The sequence below is a fragment of the Amphritea sp. 1_MG-2023 genome (genome assembly GCF_030547545.1).
GTDB lineage: Bacteria > Pseudomonadota > Gammaproteobacteria > Pseudomonadales > Balneatricaceae > Amphritea.
On record NZ_JAUOQE010000038.1, the window covers coordinates 1 to 19638 of the forward strand.

Genomic DNA, 19638 nt, shown 5'->3' on the forward strand with positions numbered 1-19638 from the left:
GGCACCCCAGATGACGACACCCCGAGCTTCAGTGTCGATAGCGTTAGCATCAGTGAAGGGGGCTTAATGACCTTCACCGTGAGCCGCAGCGGCGATGCCGAAGCGGATCAAAGTGTTAACTTCGCAACCAGCATTGCAACGGGCGATAGCGCCGAAGTGGATGACTTCACGGCCAACAGCGGCACCTTGACCTTTGTGGCGGGCGAAACCAGCAAAACCTTCACCGTGCAGACCAATCAGGATGACGCGTACGAAGGCGGCGAGACCTTCACCGTGGCCTTGGACAGCCCGACCGGCGGCGCAGTGATCAGTGCCACCGCAGGCACCGGTACCGGCACCATCTTGGATGATGATGAAGCTCCTAATATTGTACTGCCGGCAGCCGTGTCTGTGTCCGAAGAGGGCTTAGCCGGAGGCTTAGTTGATAATACTGGTGATCCAGAGGATACGACTGATTCGGCAACGGTCACAGGCACGCTTTACTTCACGGATACTGATAGCTCGGTGTTTGATATATCGCTGACGGGGCCATTGACCTCGGTCAGTAGTGGTGATGTGCCTGTTGACTCTTGGATGTGGGATGCGGCTAGCAGTACATTGACTGGTAGTACGTCCACTGGTTTGGATGTGATGACTATCGAACTGAGCAGTGTGACTAGCGATGTCGCCGGACATAGTGTTGATTACAGCGTAACGCTGCTGGCACCTGTCGATCACCCCGTTAACAACACTGAAGATATAATGAATCTGCAGTTTGGTGTGACCGTATCTGATGGAGCGAATAGTACAGACAGTGTTCTGTCGGTCAATATTGAGGATGATAGACCTGTCAGTGGTGATTTGGCTAGTACGCTTGAAGTACCGCTTGCTTCATCCAACGTGATGCTGATATTGGATTTCTCCGGCAGTATGAGTGGTGATAACCTTACCGATATGAAAGCGGCGGTTATCAGTATGCTGGATTCATACGATGCGTCAGGTTACACCGCTGTGCAGATTGTTAATTTCAGCACTAGTGCCAGTGTAGTCGGCGATGGTGGTTGGATCAGCGTCGCAGATGCGAAAGATTATATTAATAATTTAACCAATGCTGATATGGGCGGTTGGACAAATTATGATGAGGCATTGGCTGCAGCTGAAACCGCATTTAGCGAAACGACTGGCTATATTTCGGGTGGCAAGAATATTTCTTATTTCTTGTCTGATGGTGAGCCAACGAGTGGTGACGACACGACCGGTATCGATGCAACAGAGCAGGCCGCGTGGGAAACTTTCGTAACTGATAATAACATCGACTCTATCGCCGTTGGTTTTGGCGGAGCTGAAGTCACGGACCTTGAACCTATCTCTTACAATGGTATCGATGGGACAGAGCGCGATGCGATTGATGCCACGGATGCAGGCAGTTCTCTCGTCGATGAATTACTGGCGACGGTTCCTGTTGCTTCATCGGGTAACTTATTCGGTACGCTATCAGACGGTGGCTTCGGTGCCGACGGCAATGGCCAAATACGTACAGTTACTATTGATTCCGTTACCTATAGTTACGACGCAGAGACTGGATTGATTACTAATACGGCTAATAGCGATGTGATTAGTGGGAATTCATTAACGATCAGCACTGCTCAAGGGGGAGAGCTGACCCTTAATATGTCTACGGGCAGTTATGAATATGTTACGGATGCGGTATTCACATCAGACTATGAAGAAGTAATCGGTTTTACTATTCAAGATACCGATGGAGATGTCAGTAGCGGTGTTGTTACGCTTGATATCATGCGTGAAACTCGACCTGTGCCAACGCTCAATGCCAATACAGATGACGTTTTTGAAGCGGATATGGCGAGCGGCACCAATAGTGATGGTTCGGGTGAAATCGCAACGGGTAATATTCTGGCTGACGACACCATTCCTTCGGGTATCTCGCTAAGTAATGTCACCATCGATGGCGGTACAACCGTGGTCAATGGCAATGAGATTACCGTAACCACAGCCGATGGTAATACGTTAGTCGTCGATAGTGCGACCGGCGATTATACCTACACCTTGGTTAATGCTGTTGATCATGCAGAATATACCGCGACCGGTAATACTATTACGTTGGCTAGCGATACTTTCTCTGGTTCAGTCGATGACTGGGGCGGCACTAATGCGGTTGAGAGCGGTAACCGTTTATTGATCGACGGTAGTAATGATACTGCCACTAAACTGTTTGATTTTGGTAGTGCATATGCCAATCAAACGGTCACCGTTGCGTTTGATTTTGAAGCAAGCAGCAACTGGGATGGGGGGAATGATAACTTTGTCGTAACGGTTAACGGTACTGAGGTTATTAATGATACCTCCGAGGGCGGCTCAGAGGCTTACTCTTTTGATATCACCTTAGATGATCAAGGACAGGCTGACTTCGAACTGTTGAACAGCAGTAGTAGAAACAATGAAGACGCTTATATCGATAACTTTACCATTACAGGGCCTGAATTCACTGCCACGCTTTCCGATACGGTGGTTGATAGCTTTACCTATGAAGTAAGCGATTTGGGCGGTGCTACTTACAGCTCGACGTTAGATATCACGGTTCATGATGACACACCTGTTGTGAATAATCATACGCTCGATATTTCTGTCAATGTCCCTGAATCCTTAATTAGTAATGTGCTCTTGATTTTGGATTTCTCTGGCAGCATGAGGGGCACCAATCTCACCGATATGCAAGCCGCGATCATTACTATGCTGGATGCTTATGCGGAAGCGGGTGATACAGCGGTTCAAATCGTTAACTTTAGCTCGAGTGCTAGCATTGCTTCAGATAGTGGCTGGGTGAGTGTTGATGATGCTAAAGCATATGTTAATGCTCTAACAGATGCGGATATGGGCGGTTATACTAACTACGATGCGGCCTTGGCGACAGCTCAAACGGCTTTTGCTGAAACGACTGGGTATCTTACCGGCGGTAAGAATGTTTCTTATTTCTTGTCTGATGGCGAGCCGACCAGTGGTGACGGTACAACCGGTATTGATACGACAGAAGAGGCTGAATGGGAAGCCTTTGTAACAGCCAATCAGATCGATTCATATGCGGTTGGCTTTGGCGGCGCGGCGGTGACTGATCTTGAACCCATTGCTTATAATGGTATCGATGCCACTGAGCGAGATGCAATTGATGCCACGGCGGCGGGCGCTTCGCTTACCGATGAATTACTGGCGACAGTCGATTCGGCTGAAGGCACCTTGTTTGCGAGTGGTATTAATAACGCTGGCATTTTGTTTGGTGCCGATGGTGGTCATATCTTCGAGCTCACGTATGACGGAGTGACTTATAGTTATGATGCTGAAAACCCTGTACAAACGATTGCCTTGTCTGAAGGGAGTATGGATCTCGACTTCACAACCGGTAACTTCACCTATACATCGAGTGTGCACAACAATGTTGATTTAACGGAAACCTTTATTATCAGTGTCACGGATGACGATGGTGATCAAACCTTAGATCAGCCGTTAACCATGCTTATCGAGAAATATCAAACCACAGCGTCCGCTGGAGATGATCGTTTACTGGGTACAACGGGTGATGACATCCTCGACGGTCTTGAAGGTAATGATATCCTGATTGGCGGTGAAGGCGATGACTGGCTGATGGGTAGTGCCGGTGCCGATACATTTGAATGGCGTGGTGGAGATGAAGGAACCATCGATGTTCCTGCTAGCGATCATATTCAAGACTTCACCGTTGCGGAGGATAAGATTGACTTGTCGGGCCTGCTTGATTCCTTAGGTTTGACATCCACGGGTGTTGTTGAGTCCTACCTGAGCCTTACCGAAAACAGCGCGAGTGAAACAGTGCTTAATGTGAAGGAGAGTGAGGCGGGGGATGTTGTTCAGGAGATTGTGCTTGATAATGTCAGTCTTGATAGCCTAAAAACAGACCTAAGCCTTGATTTATCGGCCACAAATAATGACCTTCTGACTCAACTGATAGATCAATCTAAATTGATCGTTTGATTGTTAATGGGCGGCTTTTTGCGAAGCTGCCCATTTTTTTGTTTATCAGTTAATATCGAACATCTGTTTGATATCGTATAGATGGAAATTCCTGAGCTTTCGATTTGATTCGGTTTGATAAATATCGAGTTTAGGTTGATAGTATTCCGAAGAGGCAGAACAAAATAGTGGAACAATCACAGTCAGATTGGGTGTTTGGTACGAGTCGCGAGCAGTTTGTCGATCCGTTGCTAGATGCTCTGGTTATTTTGAGTAAGTACTATGGCGCGCCAGCGTCTGAAGATTCTTTGAGTAGTGGTTTGCCACTGGTTGATAATCGACTGACGCTGGCTTTGTTCCCTCGTGCGGCGGAACGTGCTGGCTTATCGGCTCGTTTAGCCGATCAGTCTTTAGATCAGATACATGAACTTCTGTTACCGTGTGTCTTGCTGTTAGAAAATCACGGTAGCTGTATTTTAATGTCTATCGATCATCAGTCTGGCAGTGCGCGTATATTGCAGTCTGAAAGTGGCGGTGGAGAGATCGAGGTTTCACTCGAAGCGCTGAATAAAATATATTCTGGCCATTTATTTTATATACGTAAGAAGTATCGTTTTGATCAGCGTAGCCCTGATGTCTTGGATACTCAGGAAGGTCATTGGTTTTGGGCGACCTTTCGCAATGCGACACCTATCTATAGAGACGTCATTGTTGCCTCTGTACTGATTAACTTATTTGCCGTTGCTTCACCGCTGTTTGTCATGAATGTCTATGATCGGATTGTGCCAAACCTTGCGTTTGATTCACTCTGGGTCTTGGCAATTGGTGTTGCGGTGGTATTTATTTTTGATTTTATACTCAAGCATCTACGCTCTTATTTTATTGATGTCGCGGGTAAAAAGCTTGATTTGCAACTGTCAGCTAAAATCTTTGCCCGAGTAATGGGGATCCGATTAGAAGCACGGCCGTTATCGGTGGGCGCTTTTGCGAATAATTTGCAATCATTCGAAATGATTCGAGAATTTATTACCTCGGCGACATTGGGCGCCTTGATTGATCTTCCTTTTGCGTTGATATTCCTCTTAGTGATTTGGGCTGTTGGCGGCCCGTTAGTGCTTGTGCCGCTCACGGTTATGATTATTTTAGTGGGTTATAGTCTCTATATTCAGAAGCCTTTGGCGAGGCAGATTGAATTAACATCGAAAATAGCAGCACAAAAACAAGCAACACTTGTGGAAGGCTTAACGGGTATTGAAGCGGTCAAAATTAATGGTGCTCAGAGTCAGTATCAGGAGGTTTGGGAACAAGCGGTTAGCAAGATGGGGCAGCATGATATTCAAACCCGTAAGCTGGCGAATGGCGCGTCGACATTATCTGGTTTCTTGCAACAAATGATGACCGTAGGAACGGTTGTGGTTGGCGTCTATTTAGTCGCCGCGGGTGAGTTGAGTATGGGCGGTATCATTGCCGCGGTGATGTTAGGTGGACGAGCGGTACAACCTTTGGCTCAGCTATCGTTGTTGGCAACGCGCTTTAATCAGGCGAAAGCGTCAATGAGCCTGATCAATCAGGTGATGGAGATGCCGGTTGAAGAGGAGGAGGGGAAAAGCTACGTCAGCCGATCTAAATTACAGGGTAAAATCGAGTTTGATAAAGTTTGTTTTTCCTATCCAGGGCAGCAAAATTATGCCCTTCAGGATGTGAGTTTCACAATACAGCCGGGCGAGCGAGTTGCTCTGATTGGTGGTATTGGTGCCGGTAAAAGCTCGTTGGAAAAACTGATTTTAGGCTTATATCAGTGTACTAAGGGTGATGTACGCATTGATGGCGTGAATATAGCACAGCTTCACCCTGCCGATCTGCGTCGTAATGTCGGTGCAATTATGCAGGAGAACCACCTATTCTTTGGCAGTATTCGCGATAATATTGTCATGGGGGCTCGCTTTACCAGTGATGAAAATTTGTTGCGTGCCGCGCAGTGGGGTGGTGTAACCGCTTTTACCAACCACGACCCAGAAGGTCTAGAACGACAAGTCGGTGAAGGGGGGCGGCAGTTGTCGGGCGGCCAACGTCAAGCGGTTGCTGCCGCTAGAGCGATCGTGATGGATCCACCCATTATGTTATTGGATGAGCCGAGTAGCCATCTCGATCGTAAGTCTGAAGTGAAGCTGATGAATCAATTGAAGGCCTTGGATCGCAGCAAAACAATCATATTGAGTACACATAAATCGAGTCTTTTGGATGTTGTTGATCGTATTATTGTGCTTGAAAATGGTCGACTCATTGCGGATGGGCCTAAGGCGGAAGTGATTAACTGGTTACGTGAAGGGGTAAATAAGCAGCAAGCCAAACAGGAGGCACACTCCTGATGGGCGATTTTAAACGCGAGGAAACGTCACTATCCGCCGCTGAAGTAAAGGTAGAAGGTAATCCGGCCGCTGTTACTCAATCAAAATCAAGTGAACAGACCGTTGATGGTCAGCTACATGGTTTTATTGATAATGCAGCTGCGAGTGTGTTGCTCGATACCCCGAGAAGCTCTCGATTATTACTCTGGGCGGTTGTCTGCTTTGTTTTGATCGCGATTATTTGGGCGTATTTTGCCGAGTTGGACGAGATCACTCGTGGCGAGGGTAGTGTGATTCCCTCGCAACAAATACAGGTAGTGCAATATCTTGAAGGGGGAATCCTTAAAGAGTTGTACGTTAGAGAGGGCGATAAGGTTGAAGCAGGTCAGCCATTATTACGGGTAGATGAAACGCGTTTCTTATCCGATTTTCGCGGTCAAGCGCAAGAACAGGCCTACCTCGAAGTCTCAATTGCTCGACATCGGGCCGAACTCGCGAGCATCATTATTAATGATGAAATTGCACAAGCTGATTGGCGTGAACAGGTTCAGATTAAGGCACAGCCTATCGCCCTCGGTACAGAATGGCAGGTCCGTAATCCAGAACTGCTTGAACGAGAGGAATCTCAACTTGAAGAGTATCTAAGAAATCTAAATAATCAGTTAGATATTATCGGCCGACAGATTGAACAGGGTGATCAGGAAGCGAAAGAGCTCGAGTCTAAAATAAGTCATCTGTATCGTTCTTATCGCTTGGGGCTTCGTGAACTCAATATGACCAAACCGTTAGCCGATGAAGGAGTGATTCCAGAGATCGAGTTGATTAAGCTAGAACGGGATATCAATCGTTATAAACAAGATCTCGAAGGTGCTAGACTGTTGCTACCTAAAGTCCAGCTTAGTATCGCGGAGTCAGTTGCGAAACGTCGAGAAATCGCGTTAAATGCCCGCAGTGAAAGCCAACAGAAGCTCAATCAAAGCTTAGCGGAGTTAAAGCAAAAAACAGAAGCGCAGGTTAATTTACGCGACCGAGTTGATCGTACGACGGTTGTGTCTCCGGTGCATGGTACAATTAAAACGATTTCGGTGAATACCATTGGCGGTGTTATTCAGCCGGGGATGGATTTGATAGAAATTGTACCGACTGAAGATCATCTGCTGATTGAAGCCAAGATCTCTCCTAAGGATATTGCTTTTCTTAGGCCAGGGTTAGAGGCTGTTGTTCGTTTAACGGCATACGACTTTTCCATTTATGGTGGATTAAAAGGAACATTGGAACATATTAGTGCCGATACGATAGAAGATGAGAAGGGTAACCTTTATTATCTGATTAGAGTACGTACTGAAAATACAGATCTGGGGCGTGGCGTGACATCGCTGCCCATCATTCCAGGCATGATGGCGACAGTTGACATTATGACAGGTAAAAAGAGTGTACTGGATTATCTGCTTAAGCCTATTTTTAAGGCTCAGCAGCAGGCATTGAGAGAACGATAACGCTTAAAGGGACTTTATCCGGGGGGAACGGTTCGATGGGAAATATAAATAAAATAACGACAAGTGCTTTGGCCATGGTGCTGTGGTCGAGTACAGCGACATCACAAACATTGGTAGAGGCAACATCCTTTGCTATTGGGAATTCGCCAGATGTTGCGATTATTAAAAACCAATATCTAAGTCGTGTTGAGCAGATCGGGGTGTCTAGAGCGGGCTATAAGCCAAAAGTTGATCTGGCATTAGGCTGGGGTGGCGAATGGACCAATAACCCGACGACCCGCGCGTCAACCGGCAGTGCCGACTTTGTTGATCTAGAGCGAGGCGAAGCCTCATTAACCATGAGTCAGCTGCTGTATGATGGTCTGCGAACTAAAAATGATAATGATCGAACCACCGCGGAAGCGGAAGCGCATCGGTTTCTTCTTTGGGATGCGGCAGAAAATACCACGTTAGAAGTCGCTGATGTGTATATGGGCGTGATTCATGCACAAGAAGAAGCCACGTTAGCGGCGGCGAATCTTGAAGCCCATATCAATATATTGAATGGTATTCGTAAACGTTCAGAATACGGCCTGGGGTCTGCGTCAGATCTTTCTCAAGTAAAGGGTCGATTGAGTCGTGCACATACCAATTTTTTAGCCACTGAAAACAATGTGCTTGATGCTAAGGCTCGTTATTACAAAGTTGTCGGCCAAGAAGCCCTAGGGTTGGTGAAACCTGAAGCCATTGATCAGAATATGCCAATCGCTTATGAACAAGCATTGGAGCGGGCAGGCAAAGTGCATCCGACCTTGTTGTCTGCTCAGCTGGATGTGGATGCCGCGGTGGCACAATTAAAAACGCGCGATTCTGATTTTCACCCAGATGTTCGTCTCGAACTCGGGGGCACATGGAATAATAATATCGATGGTGTGGTCGGTTATAATAATGATCTGACCGCGATGATTCGTATGCGTTATAACTTGTTTAATGGCGAAGCCGATTCTTATCGTAAAAAAGCCGCTTATTATCAGTTGATGGAAGCCAGTGCTATCCGTGATCGAGCACAACGCGAAGTCGCTGAAGGGATGAGTCTAGCGTGGAATGCTTATCAGTTGCTTGAGCGGCAGATGGAGTTTCTTGAATCTCATGTGATTGAAGCAGAGAAAACGCAAGATGCTTATCAGCAACAGTTTAGTCTCGGTCGGCGTACCCTTGTCGATCTACTCGATGCTGAAAATGAGCTTTTTGAAGCGCGTCGAGAGTTATTGGCAGCGGATAAAGATCGTATTCTCACTCAGTTCCGAGTACTCAATGCGATGGGTGACTTGTTAACCGTACTCAATCTGAATCGGGAATCTGTTTTGACCGGTGAAGATAAGCTTGAAGTAGCGGCAATGAAGGACTAAACGGTTTCAGAGTCTGTTTACAGCGGTGGCTTGCGTAGCTGCCGCTGATTTACAGGCTGATTGTTCAAGTATAATTCGCTATAATCCCCGCCTTTTCCAACAGCCTCCCTGAATAGACATATGAGTGAAGAACAGGCAAAACTGCATAAAACGCGTCTGAATAAATTACAGAAACGCCTCCGCCGTGAAGCAGGTCGTGCTATCGAAGATTTTAATATGATCGAAGATGGCGATAAAGTGATGGTGTGTCTGTCTGGCGGCAAAGATTCTTTTGCGATGCTGGATATTCTGATGAATCTTCAGAAAAGTGCGCCCATTCGCTTTGATATCATTGCGGTCAATCTAGATCAGAAGCAGCCTGGTTTTCCTGAGCATGTGTTACCTGAATACCTGACGCAAGTGGGTGTCCCTTTTCATATTATTGAGAGGGATACTTACTCCGTTGTCAAAGAGCTGGTGCCGGAAGGTAAAACAACCTGTTCGCTATGTTCTCGTCTGCGGCGCGGATCATTGTATGGTTTTGCCGAAGAGATTGGGGCCAACAAAATTGCCCTAGGTCACCACCGTGATGATATTTTGGAAACCTTTTTCCTGAACATGTTTTATGGCGGTAAGCTGAAATCGATGCCGCCTAAACTGGTAAGTGATGACGGTAAAAATATGGTTATTCGGCCACTTGCCTATGCCCGCGAAAAAGATATCGCGGCCTATGCTGAATTACGTGAATTCCCCATCATCCCGTGTAATCTATGTGGATCACAGGATGGGCTTCAGCGTCAGGTGATTAAAGAAATGTTGCAGGATTGGGATAAACATCATCCGGGTCGTATCGAAATCATGTTCCGTTCCTTGCGCAATGTGGTGCCTTCACATTTGGTGGATACCGAACTGTTCGACTTCAAAGGGCTGCAGCGGGGTCATGCGCACGGTATTGTCGATCCTCAGAAGTCCGACGAGACGCAGGCAACGCAGATGCCAGAAATGATCGATATCCTCTCACTTTAAATTCGGGGCACTGCTGCTATGAATATCTGGGTTGATGCGGACGCCTGTCCTAATGTCGTTAAAGATATCCTTTTTCGGGCAGCCGATCGCTTAGGTATCAAGACGGTATTGGTTGCCAATCAGTGGTTGCAGACACCGTCATCTGCGTATATCAGTGCGGTGCAGGTGCCCGCTGGCTTTGATGTTGCTGATACCTATATTGTGCAGAAGTGTGTGGCTGGCGATCTGGTTATTACGGCGGATATCCCTTTGGCTGCTGAAGTGCTAGAAAAAGATGCTCACGCACTCAACCCCAGAGGTGAGTTCTATACCCCTGAAAATATCCGTCAACGCCTGAATATGCGGGATTTTATGGATCAGTTGCGGGGTTCTGGCATTGATACCGGTGGCCCTGCCAAGCTAAATCAACAGGACAGGCAACAGTTTGCCAATCAACTAGATCGTTTCTTAGTAAAACACGTCACTCGCTAGACTTGTTGCTAGCTCACAAAATAAGGGTAATCCTTTATTTATGCTGTATTTTGCGTTAGCGTTTCGGTTATTCAATAATAATAACTGAGGTTTACATGAGTGATTCGCTATTAATTCGAGAAGATGCCGATGGGGTTTGTCGGCTACTACTGAACCGTCCAGATGCTTATAACTCCCTGTCGATGGAGTTAATGACAGCGCTTATCGCAGAGCTAGATGCGATTGCCGAAGATCAGAGCGTGCGTGTTGTGGTCATCAGCGGTAGCGGTCGAGGTTTTTGTTCCGGTCATGATTTGAAACAGATGCTCAGCGAGGGTGAAGAAGATTACTATCAATGTACCTTTGAGACGTGTTCTGAGTTGATGCAGCGGGTTGTGAACTTACCCATACCGGTCATGGCTCAGGTACACGGTGTTGCGACGGCGGCGGGTTGTCAGCTCGTGGCGAGTTGTGATCTGGCGATAGCCAGCGATAATGCCCGTTTCGCCACGCCGGGTGTGAATATTGGTTTGTTTTGCTCGACACCGATGGTCGCGTTGAGCCGCGCGGTGAGTAAAAAGCATGCGCTAGAGATGCTCTTGCTCGGTGATATGATCAGTGCATCCAAAGCGGCTGATATCGGCCTCGTCAATTGGGTTGTGGATGAGTCAGCCGTCGAGCAAAAAACCCTTGAAGTCGCGGGTAAAATTGCCGCGAGTTCACGTAAGGCTATTTCAATCGGTAAACAGGCTTATGCGCGTCAGATTGATAAGCCCTTAGATCAGGCCTATTTAGAATGCAGTCGAGTCATGACGGAGAATATGTTGACACACGATGCAGGCGAAGGCATCGATGCGTTTATTCATAAACGTAAGCCGCACTGGCAACATCGTTGAGCCTCAACTCAGGGTGTAAAGTCGCTGCAACCTCAGCGGCTTTTTTTAGATGCTAAAGTCATAGACAGGGCCTACCGATAAGGTAGTATTCTGTTGAAATCGTGTTTTTTTGAATTTTATAATATGTATCGATATCAATAAAAATCATCTGATATCAGCGATGTGATGGTGTACTGATCGATTAAGGATGAAAAATGATAAATCGTCGTGCTGTAATAAAGGCGTTATCGAGTGGTGGAGCGTTGCTAGGTTTAGGTGTGTTACTGCCTCGGCGAGCCATGGCCGTGTGGGATCAACCCGACTTTGCCACCCTGACTCAGACAGACATTATCGTTAAAATGTTTGGTACAGAGCCTACCGAGAGCGATACTATTCATCTTAAAGCGCCTAGCTCTGCGATCGATGGCAGCATGGTGCCCGTGTCAGTATCCACCACCGCAGAAAATGTTAAATCCATTAGCTTGTTTATTGAGGGGAATGCTCAGCCTTTAGTGGCTGAATTTCTGATTCCTGAAGGTACTCAGGCTGAAGTGCTAACCCGCTTACGTCTGCCTAGAACCTCGACCATTACCGCGGTGGTTGAAGCCGATGGACAGTTATTGAGTGCATCGATAGAAACCAAAATCACTGATGGCGATTGTAATCACTAATGCGAAATCGGGAGTAACGAGTGATGGCTGATATTATCAGTGTGAATATTAAGCTGGAGGATGAGTTTGCTCGGGTTAAGTTGCAGGCTAACCATCCGATGCAGGATGGCATGACGCTGAATCAAACAACCGGCGAGATAATACCGGCTCGGTTCCTTGAATCGATAACGGTTTTGCATAAAGACAACATTGTTTTCGTGGCAAATATAGGCCCCGCCGTATCGGCAAACCCTTTTTTAGGTTTTGGATTTAATGGTGCGATGGCAGGGGATGAGCTGACCGTTAACTGGCTCGAAAATACCGGCAACAGCGGCAGTGAAACGACAATCATTAAGTAGTTTTCGCTAGTGCTGCTTGGCGGCATCGGTTCTACTCAGTCGTATCATCCATTAGAATAAGCGCACCTGTAAATAGGAGTTAATTGTGAATCGAATGGCTGTAATGGCTCTTATGAGTCTATTGACACTGGCTGGCTGTAACGCCGCCAATGTACAACCCGATAGCGATCTTCCCGTCGAGACAACTGATCAACCCGCTGTTGCCACGGTGGATCAAGCAGCCCAGTTTGAGCAATTAAATAGCCGCATGACGCTATTACAGGAACAGTTCCTTAATCTTAAATTGCAAAACAGTTCAGTTGCTGAACGGGTACAGTTGCTGTTGACGCAGTTTCAAGTACTCGCGCAAGAAGTGAAACGTTCGATGGCTACTGCGCCAAGCGGTGGTGCTATGAATAGTGAGATGACAGAGACACTAGCGCGGTTGGATCAACAGCTGATTGAGTTGCAACAAATTGCACCAGAATTAGGCGGTGGTGATCCGTTTATGCTGTCTAGCTGTTATACCGCTAAAGGACAGTGGGTGATGATTCGATATAATCGTTTTTCCGGTGAAAGTTGGATCTCGGCCGCGAATACTTGGCAACCCTTGGAAGAACAGCAAACACCTACTATCTCTTCTTACGATATTCAGTTATTACGGGCTAATAGCGATGTAAAAGGCTATGTTGCCGCACGTATCGATCATAATACCGGTGACAGTTGGTGGCTAAATCAGAATACCTGGGTTAAATATGAGCCCTAAGTGACTAAGATATAACATGAAACAACGCACAGCCGACAGTTTGATCAAACTGTTTAACGAATTATTCAGTGATAACTTGAATACTATATTAGTACGAGGGGAAGATGAGCCGATTTATCTGCCTGCCGATGATCAGCATCCTCAGCACCGAATCATCTTCGCACATGGTTTTTTTGCCAGTGCACTGCATGAAATTAGTCATTGGTGTGTCGCCGGCGATCAGCGACGTTTGTTAATCGATTTTGGCTATTGGTATAAACCCGATGGCCGTAGCGCAGCGGAACAGGCTGAGTTTGAGCAAGTTGAGATTAAGCCACAAGCGTTAGAGTGGTTGTTGTCTGTCGCCGCAGGGCATAAGTTTCACTTTAGTGCCGATAATCTTGGCGCCAATATGGGCGCTAGCGATAGCTTTAAGGAGAATGTCCATCAACAGGTGATGCGTTACCTGAATGAAGGGCTGCCTGAACGTCCTGCGCAGTTGATTCAGACATTGCAGGCGTATTACGGTACATCACCCTTAACGCCTGCGCTGTTTTCACTGCAAGATAAGTAACGTATGTTTGCAAGCCATATGACATGGTTTTGCATAACCGCTGCTTATCGAGCGGATGAGTTACTCTGACGAATGGTTTTTCATCTTATGGTTCATCTGGCTATGATCCATTTTCTTGTGATTCATACCCGCCATGATATCCGTTACAGGTATGGTTAGCTGCTCCGAGTGACCATCATTGTAAGTAAGTGTTAAATCAATCATCTCATCTTTTACCAAGTTGCGCTTAAGCCCGATCAGCATGATATGTAAACCACCAGGCTGCAGTTCGACTGTTTGATGTGCGGGCAGCGTAATACGTGGAATCTGACGCATTTTCATCACCCCGTTATCGTGGGTATGAGTATGCAGTTCTACCACTTTCGCAATCGAGGTCGATGCAGCAACCAGCGCCACCTCGTCATTGCTATCGTTCGTTAGGCTCATAAACGCTGCGCTATTGGTTTGTCCTGGCGGAACGGCTCGCGCGTAGGGATGATCCACGACCACTTCAGCAACAGCCGAGGCAGACAGAGTAAGTGCGGCAATCAGCGTGATTAGCTTTTTCATATGTGTCCTATTGTCATCGCGGCTATGCTATAACCGTCTTAGTTTGTCGAAATATAATGCGGTTGTATCAGGTTTCAAAGCAAGGCGGTGATTTCTGCCTTTAGCTGTTCCGGCGTTGTGCCATGCGTGACGGCTTTACTTAATTCACCTTGTTTATTAATCAGATAGATACGTGATGAGTGATCAACGGCATAATCCATCGCAGAATCTTTCATCTCAACCATACGATAAAAAGCCCCATACTGTGCAACGACTTCGTCGATATCTTCGCGGCTACCGGTCAACCCGATGATGGATGGATGAAAGAAATGGCTATATTGCGCTAACTGTTCTGGGGTGTCGCGTTCAGGGTCAACACTAATAAACAGCGGTTGCACCTGTTTTTGTTGCTCGTCAGTTAGGTTTTTAAGTGCCTGCGAAATAATCGCGAGGGAGGTTGGGCATACATCAGGACAGTGAGTATAGCCAATATAGATCATCGCCACTTTGCCTTTAAAATCATGCAGTGACACATCGCCATCGCGGCTTTGAAGCGTGAAGTCGCCTCCTAGCGTCTTTAACATCGAGCCATTGAGGGTATTGTTTGGCTGCGGCGATAACAGGTAGGCGGTTACAATGCCTGCCAGCAGGGCCAATGTCAGAAAAAACAGATTACGTAGTGTGGTGAGATTATTTGCCATTATTTCGCTCTAAATTCAAACCATGTCGTGAGTGGGCCGGCCGCGGTTTCTGCGCTAACGATTAAGCGCCATAACATCTCTCCGGTGGTGCAAGCCGCTATTTCACCTTTCCCCCTGAAAACGCCAGGTTGACCCTCAACCGGGGTTAATACTGTCTGATTGATGCCCATAAACATCTCGCTGCCTTGCAAGTTAATCATCACCTTAGAGACATCAACGCCATCGATCTGTAACTGATAATCGAGCGGTATTAATGATGCTATCGGTTGTGGTTGAATCATCAGTGATAGGGTTGCATCTCCCATCGTCACTGTACAGCGTTGCGTGTTTAAATCGCAGTCACTACCGCCACCGAGGCTATCTTGGCTAGGTAAGCTGAATAGATGAGAACTCAGCCAAACCGCTAAGATAAAGACGATCAGGAGTATCAGATAGAGATATGATGAAGTACTTTTGGGTTCATTGGGTTGCGCCATCTATCGGTTATTCCTCTGTGCTGAATTGTCACTGATCGTGGTGAAGATCTAAATGTGGCAAATTGTCGCATTATCAGTGAAATAGAGAAATGTTGCTACAGTCATTTCGCGACGGTTGATGGGTTTTATCGATGCTTTACGGTATGGCGGTTACGCTGGCAAGTTGTCAGCTATTTCAATGACTAAGACGGTTTTAGTGTGAGGCGCATGAGATGGTGATGGCATAGGCGGCCTACCTTGCCGAGTATCGATTGATTTGCAAGGCGTGATATCGCACACTGGGATTAACATTATGAGATGGATCTGCAGCATGGAGTGGGAAAAGTTACTGACAATCAAGCGTTATGGTCATGAACACTTAACCCCAAAAGAGCTGGGGCGAAGTCATTTTCATAAAGATCATGACCGGATTATTTTTTCCAGCGCATTTCGACGTCTGGGACGGAAAACTCAGGTGCATCCGTTAGCACTGAATGATCATATCCATACGCGTTTAACGCATAGTATTGAGGTAGGTAGTCTCGGCCGGAGTCTCGGTATTCGGGTAGGTGAATTATTGCAAGATCAGTTGCCAGAATGGATCAGCCCTCATGATGTAGGCACCATTGTTCAGTCGGCGTGTCTGGCACATGATATTGGTAATCCGCCTTTTGGTCATGCCGGCGAGTATGCGATTCGTGATTGGTTTAAACATAAAGCGCCGCCACACTACCTTGAGGGCCTATCTGCCGTCGAGTTGTTAGATTTACAAACCTTTGAAGGCAATGCGCAGGGCTTTAGGGTTGTAACGCGGATTGAAAATCACCTGTTTGACGGTGGTTTGAGGCTTACGTATCCAACCCTAGGTACGCTGTTGAAATACCCTTGGACCGTCGAACGGGCTGGCCAAAAAGGCAAATTTAGTAGTTTCGGTACCGAACGAGATATTCTTAATGCGTTAGGGCGTGAGTTGGGGTTAGTCAAATTGGGTGACGATTTCTGGTGTCGCCATCCCTTAGCCTTTCTCGTCGAAGCCGCCGATGATATTTGCTACGCCATTCTCGACCTTGAAGATGCGATTGAACTCAATATTCTCACGTTTGATGATATTAAACCGATCTTGCTGCAAATCTGTGGTGATCTTAACTATGAAGACCAGATCTTTTTTACTCAAGCGTCAGCGCGTCGGAAAATATCCGCCCTACGTGGCATGGCGATGGAAAATATGGTGGAGTCAACGGTGGCCGCCTTTATGGCTAATCTAACGACGATTATGGCCGGTGAATATAGCGGAGAGTTATTGGCGGATGGTGATCCGGGGGTACGAGAAGGGCTAGAGAATGCGAAAACCTTAGCACGCGACCGAGTGTTTCCCGATAACCGTAAAGCGGAACTAGAAGTCGGTGCTTACAGTACTTTAGGCTGTCTGTTAGATGCTTTTTGTGATGCCGCTTATGAACAGCATACCGAAAATAGCGAACAACTAAGCTATCGTAGTCAGAAAATTATCAGTCTGATGGGTATTCATAGCCCAGAACCGCAGTGGCCGCTTTATCAATCCTATATGCGTGTACTCGATTTTATCGGCGGAATGACCGACAATTATGCCGCTTATCTGTCGCGACAGATCGGCGGAATGTCTGTGAACTAAATGAATAAGGTATAAATTCGTGTCGATGCGTGATCAGTTAAGTAATTTAGTCTTTTCCACGGAAAAAGGGGCGCTGTGTCCGGGATGTAAAGAGGCACTAGATCAATGTCGCTGCGATCAGTTGGCTGATCAGCAGCGTTTAGACAGCTTGGACGGAGTGATACGTATCCGTCGTGAAACCTCGGGCCGAAAAGGCAAAGGCGTGACCACTATTACGGGTGTGCCATTGGCTGATAAGGCTTTGAAAGATATGGCTAAAAAGCTCAAGCAGCAGTGTGGTACGGGCGGCTCGTTAAAAGATGGCGTTATCGAGATACAGGGCGATCATCGGGAAAAGCTAAAACAACTACTCGAAAAACAAGGCTATCAGGTTAAACTGGCGGGTGGCTAATATGAACGCGCCAAAGCGGAAACGCGTGTGTAAATTCTGTTTGATGATGCGCTTGATGTTGCTGTTTATGTTGGTTGTGGCTATTTTTGTGTTCAATGGTCTATATCAATTTTGGAATTGAATCGCTGCTACTGACAAGCTCGGTAGTGACATAACAGAGAGCAGATAGGATGAGTCGATTGTCTAACCGTTATGCTTTGTTTCTTGGTTTATTGTGGCTAGTGTCAGCCAGCGCCTCTGCCGAGATACTGCACTATATCGATGCCAATGGGCGTAAAGTTTATGTCGATAGCGCGCATAAAATTCCAATTCAATATCGCCAACAGAGTCAGTCGATCACCACCGAGCGGCAAACCGACGCGCAAAAGCAGGCGAGTGAAGAAAATCGTCAACAGCAGAGTGATGCGTTTCGCCGCAAGCAACAGATACGTCAACTAGAGACCACGATCGAGAAGATGACGACGCCGGTGAAAATTATCGGCAATCAAGTGCTGGTGCCGGTGAATGTTGTTTGGCGAGGCCGTAAAGCAAACTTAAACTTGCTGTTAGATACGGGTGCGAGTATGACCGTGCTGCATCGTGACGGGGTGAGTTCGCTGAATATTAGTAGTCGAAATTCGGGTTATGCTCAAGTGGCTGGCGGCGGCTTAATTAAAACCGACCGAGTAGTTTTCGATCGTATTGAAATGGGACCATACAAAGTTGAAAACAAATCCACGGCAGTAATTGAAAACCGTGGACAGCAATCATTTGATGGGCTACTAGGCATGGATATGCTCGGTGGGGGTGATTACAGTGTTGATTTCGGTCAGCGGCAGATCATCTGGGCCCCCGCCAAATATGAACAACTAACCGATGCGCTGAAACAGTTAAAACTGATTCATCAGCAAGCCTCTGCTGATAAAACACTAGTTGATAACCCCGCTAGCATGAAAAAAGTCGAACCCAGCGAGCCTGCCTCGTCAAAATATTAAAGCTGAGCGCGTCACAAAATAGACGGTCACAGAATGATAGGTATAACGGATGGTTAGTTATATCATCTAGGATGAATAGGGTTAGAAAACCGTTTTGAATGATGATTTAACATCATCTCGTCATAACAGCTATCGGAATAGCAGTTTCTCGGAAGACATCAAGCTATTTCAGCCACAGGGAGTCATGTAGGTAAGCAATGGATACGACAAGGATCAGTTATCAAGAAGCCGAGCACTATCGAATAATCGAGACCTTCGCCCAATGGGAAGGTCGAATTAATGCCACCTACCTACAAAATATCCTGAAAATCAGTCGGCAGAAAGCGTCAGACATCTTTCATCGTTATCAACAGCAAGCGCCCGATAATTTGAGCTACGATGCCTCGGTTAAGGGTTATCTTCCCACGGCAGATTTCCAACCGCGTTTTGCTCAGGGGCATATTGATGAGTATGGCCAGCTGCTTGCCCGTAGTGGTTGCATCGACTACCTGTCGATTTTCGAGACAGGTTTTTGTTACTTGGATGCCCCTTTACGAAATATCTCATCGAGCTTGGTTCAACCTATTATGCGGGCGATTCGAGATAAACTTAGAATCGATATCGGTTATACATCCCTCAGTAGCCCAGAATATGAATCCCGCATTATCTCACCCCATTGTTTAGTCTTTGATGGTATCCGTTGGCACGTGCGGGCGTACTGTGAAAAAAATGGCGACTACCGTGACTTTGTTCTGTCTCGCTTTAATGGCGAAGCCGAATTTGAAGGCCCTGCGACGTATACCGCCGAACAGGACGAACGCTGGAACCACTGGCTTGAACTCATTATCCAACCCGACCCTCGATTAGCCAAAGAAAAGCGCCGGCTCTTAGAGCTGGATTATCAAATGGAAAATGGGCAGCGAATCATCCCGGTACGCGCCGCTCTGGTGATGTACCTAACCCAACGTCTACGACTCGACCGTTATGAGTCAAATCCGGAAGCTCAACAAATAATTATAGAACCAGAGTGTCGCCAAAAAATTTCAGCTTACCTGCCTTAAAACATGACATGTTTTTTTAACCAGCATTGTTGAATGGATACAAACAGG

Annotated in this window: 18 protein-coding genes; 15 read left to right on the forward strand and 3 right to left on the reverse strand. The window is 46.8% G+C overall.

Going from position 1 to position 19638, the window contains the following annotated elements:
* The 11 genes from Q4488_RS16280 to Q4488_RS16330 form a co-directional block, all read left to right on the forward strand.
* The coding region (locus Q4488_RS16280; protein WP_303581542.1) for a VWA domain-containing protein at positions 1–4002 on the forward strand (4002 nt) is incomplete at its 5' end.
* 167 nt (positions 4003–4169) lie between these two features.
* Entirely contained in the window at positions 4170–6350 is a 2181-nt protein-coding gene (locus tag Q4488_RS16285; RefSeq protein ID WP_303581543.1) for a type I secretion system permease/ATPase, read from the forward strand.
* On the forward strand, positions 6350–7825 hold the full coding sequence (locus Q4488_RS16290) for an HlyD family type I secretion periplasmic adaptor subunit (protein WP_303581544.1): 1476 nt from the start codon (positions 6350–6352) through the stop codon (positions 7823–7825). Before Q4488_RS16285 ends, Q4488_RS16290 begins: the two co-directional genes overlap by 1 nt.
* Positions 7826–7860: 35 nt before the next feature.
* Positions 7861–9213 carry a TolC family outer membrane protein gene (locus Q4488_RS16295; protein ID WP_303581545.1) on the forward strand — a complete coding sequence of 451 codons (1353 nt, stop codon included), beginning with the start codon at positions 7861–7863 and terminating at the stop codon, positions 9211–9213.
* Positions 9214–9333: 120 nt separating this feature from the next.
* Positions 9334–10218 (forward strand): tRNA 2-thiocytidine(32) synthetase TtcA, encoded by an 885-nt coding sequence (ttcA, locus tag Q4488_RS16300; protein ID WP_303581546.1) that lies wholly within the window; start codon positions 9334–9336, stop codon positions 10216–10218.
* 18 nt (positions 10219–10236) lie between these two features.
* Positions 10237–10689: a YaiI/YqxD family protein gene (locus tag Q4488_RS16305; RefSeq protein ID WP_303581547.1), complete on the forward strand. Its 453-nt coding sequence runs from the start codon at positions 10237–10239 to the stop codon at positions 10687–10689.
* Between the two features lie 95 nt (positions 10690–10784).
* Entirely contained in the window at positions 10785–11564 is a 780-nt protein-coding gene (locus Q4488_RS16310; protein WP_303581548.1) for an enoyl-CoA hydratase, read from the forward strand.
* A 194-nt stretch (positions 11565–11758) separates the two neighbouring features.
* The gene (locus tag Q4488_RS16315; protein ID WP_303581549.1) at positions 11759–12214 is read left to right on the forward strand and encodes a thiosulfate oxidation carrier protein SoxY; all 456 of its coding nucleotides are present in this window, start codon (positions 11759–11761) and stop codon (positions 12212–12214) included.
* 23 nt (positions 12215–12237) lie between these two features.
* Positions 12238–12552: a thiosulfate oxidation carrier complex protein SoxZ gene (gene soxZ / locus Q4488_RS16320; protein WP_303581550.1), complete on the forward strand. Its 315-nt coding sequence runs from the start codon at positions 12238–12240 to the stop codon at positions 12550–12552.
* Positions 12553–12637: 85 nt separating this feature from the next.
* Complete coding sequence (locus Q4488_RS16325) at positions 12638–13297, forward strand: hypothetical protein (RefSeq protein WP_303581551.1); 660 nt, start codon at positions 12638–12640, stop codon at positions 13295–13297.
* Between the two features lie 16 nt (positions 13298–13313).
* Positions 13314–13850 carry an elongation factor P hydroxylase gene (locus Q4488_RS16330; protein WP_303581552.1) on the forward strand — a complete coding sequence of 179 codons (537 nt, stop codon included), beginning with the start codon at positions 13314–13316 and terminating at the stop codon, positions 13848–13850.
* Between the two features lie 60 nt (positions 13851–13910).
* Here Q4488_RS16330 and Q4488_RS16335 read toward each other — a convergent pair whose 3' ends face one another.
* The 3 genes from Q4488_RS16335 to Q4488_RS16345 all read right to left on the reverse strand — a co-directional run bounded on the left by Q4488_RS16335 (position 13911) and on the right by Q4488_RS16345 (position 15555).
* On the reverse strand, positions 13911–14399 hold the full coding sequence (locus Q4488_RS16335; protein WP_303581553.1) for a copper chaperone PCu(A)C: 489 nt from the start codon (positions 14397–14399) through the stop codon (positions 13911–13913).
* 74 nt (positions 14400–14473) lie between these two features.
* Positions 14474–15079, reverse strand: coding sequence for an SCO family protein (locus Q4488_RS16340; protein ID WP_303581554.1), 606 nt, complete (start codon positions 15077–15079; stop codon positions 14474–14476).
* Complete coding sequence (locus Q4488_RS16345; RefSeq protein ID WP_303581555.1) at positions 15079–15555, reverse strand: hypothetical protein; 477 nt, start codon at positions 15553–15555, stop codon at positions 15079–15081. The genes Q4488_RS16340 and Q4488_RS16345 overlap by 1 nt, the downstream gene beginning before the upstream one ends.
* 292 nt (positions 15556–15847) lie before the next feature.
* Here Q4488_RS16345 and Q4488_RS16350 point away from each other — a divergent pair, with 292 nt between their 5' ends.
* The 4 genes from Q4488_RS16350 to Q4488_RS16365 all read left to right on the forward strand — a co-directional run bounded on the left by Q4488_RS16350 (position 15848) and on the right by Q4488_RS16365 (position 19590).
* Positions 15848–17185, forward strand: a complete 1338-nt coding sequence (locus Q4488_RS16350; RefSeq protein ID WP_303581556.1) for a deoxyguanosinetriphosphate triphosphohydrolase — start codon at positions 15848–15850, stop codon at positions 17183–17185.
* 25 nt (positions 17186–17210) lie between these two features.
* Complete coding sequence (locus Q4488_RS16355; protein ID WP_303581572.1) at positions 17211–17576, forward strand: translation initiation factor Sui1; 366 nt, start codon at positions 17211–17213, stop codon at positions 17574–17576.
* Between the two features lie 170 nt (positions 17577–17746).
* Positions 17747–18550: an aspartyl protease family protein gene (locus tag Q4488_RS16360; protein ID WP_303581557.1), complete on the forward strand. Its 804-nt coding sequence runs from the start codon at positions 17747–17749 to the stop codon at positions 18548–18550.
* A 197-nt stretch (positions 18551–18747) separates the two neighbouring features.
* A complete protein-coding gene (locus Q4488_RS16365) occupies positions 18748–19590 on the forward strand; it encodes a WYL domain-containing protein (protein ID WP_303581558.1) in 843 nt (280 codons plus the stop codon).
* Positions 19591–19638: the final 48 nt, after the last annotated feature.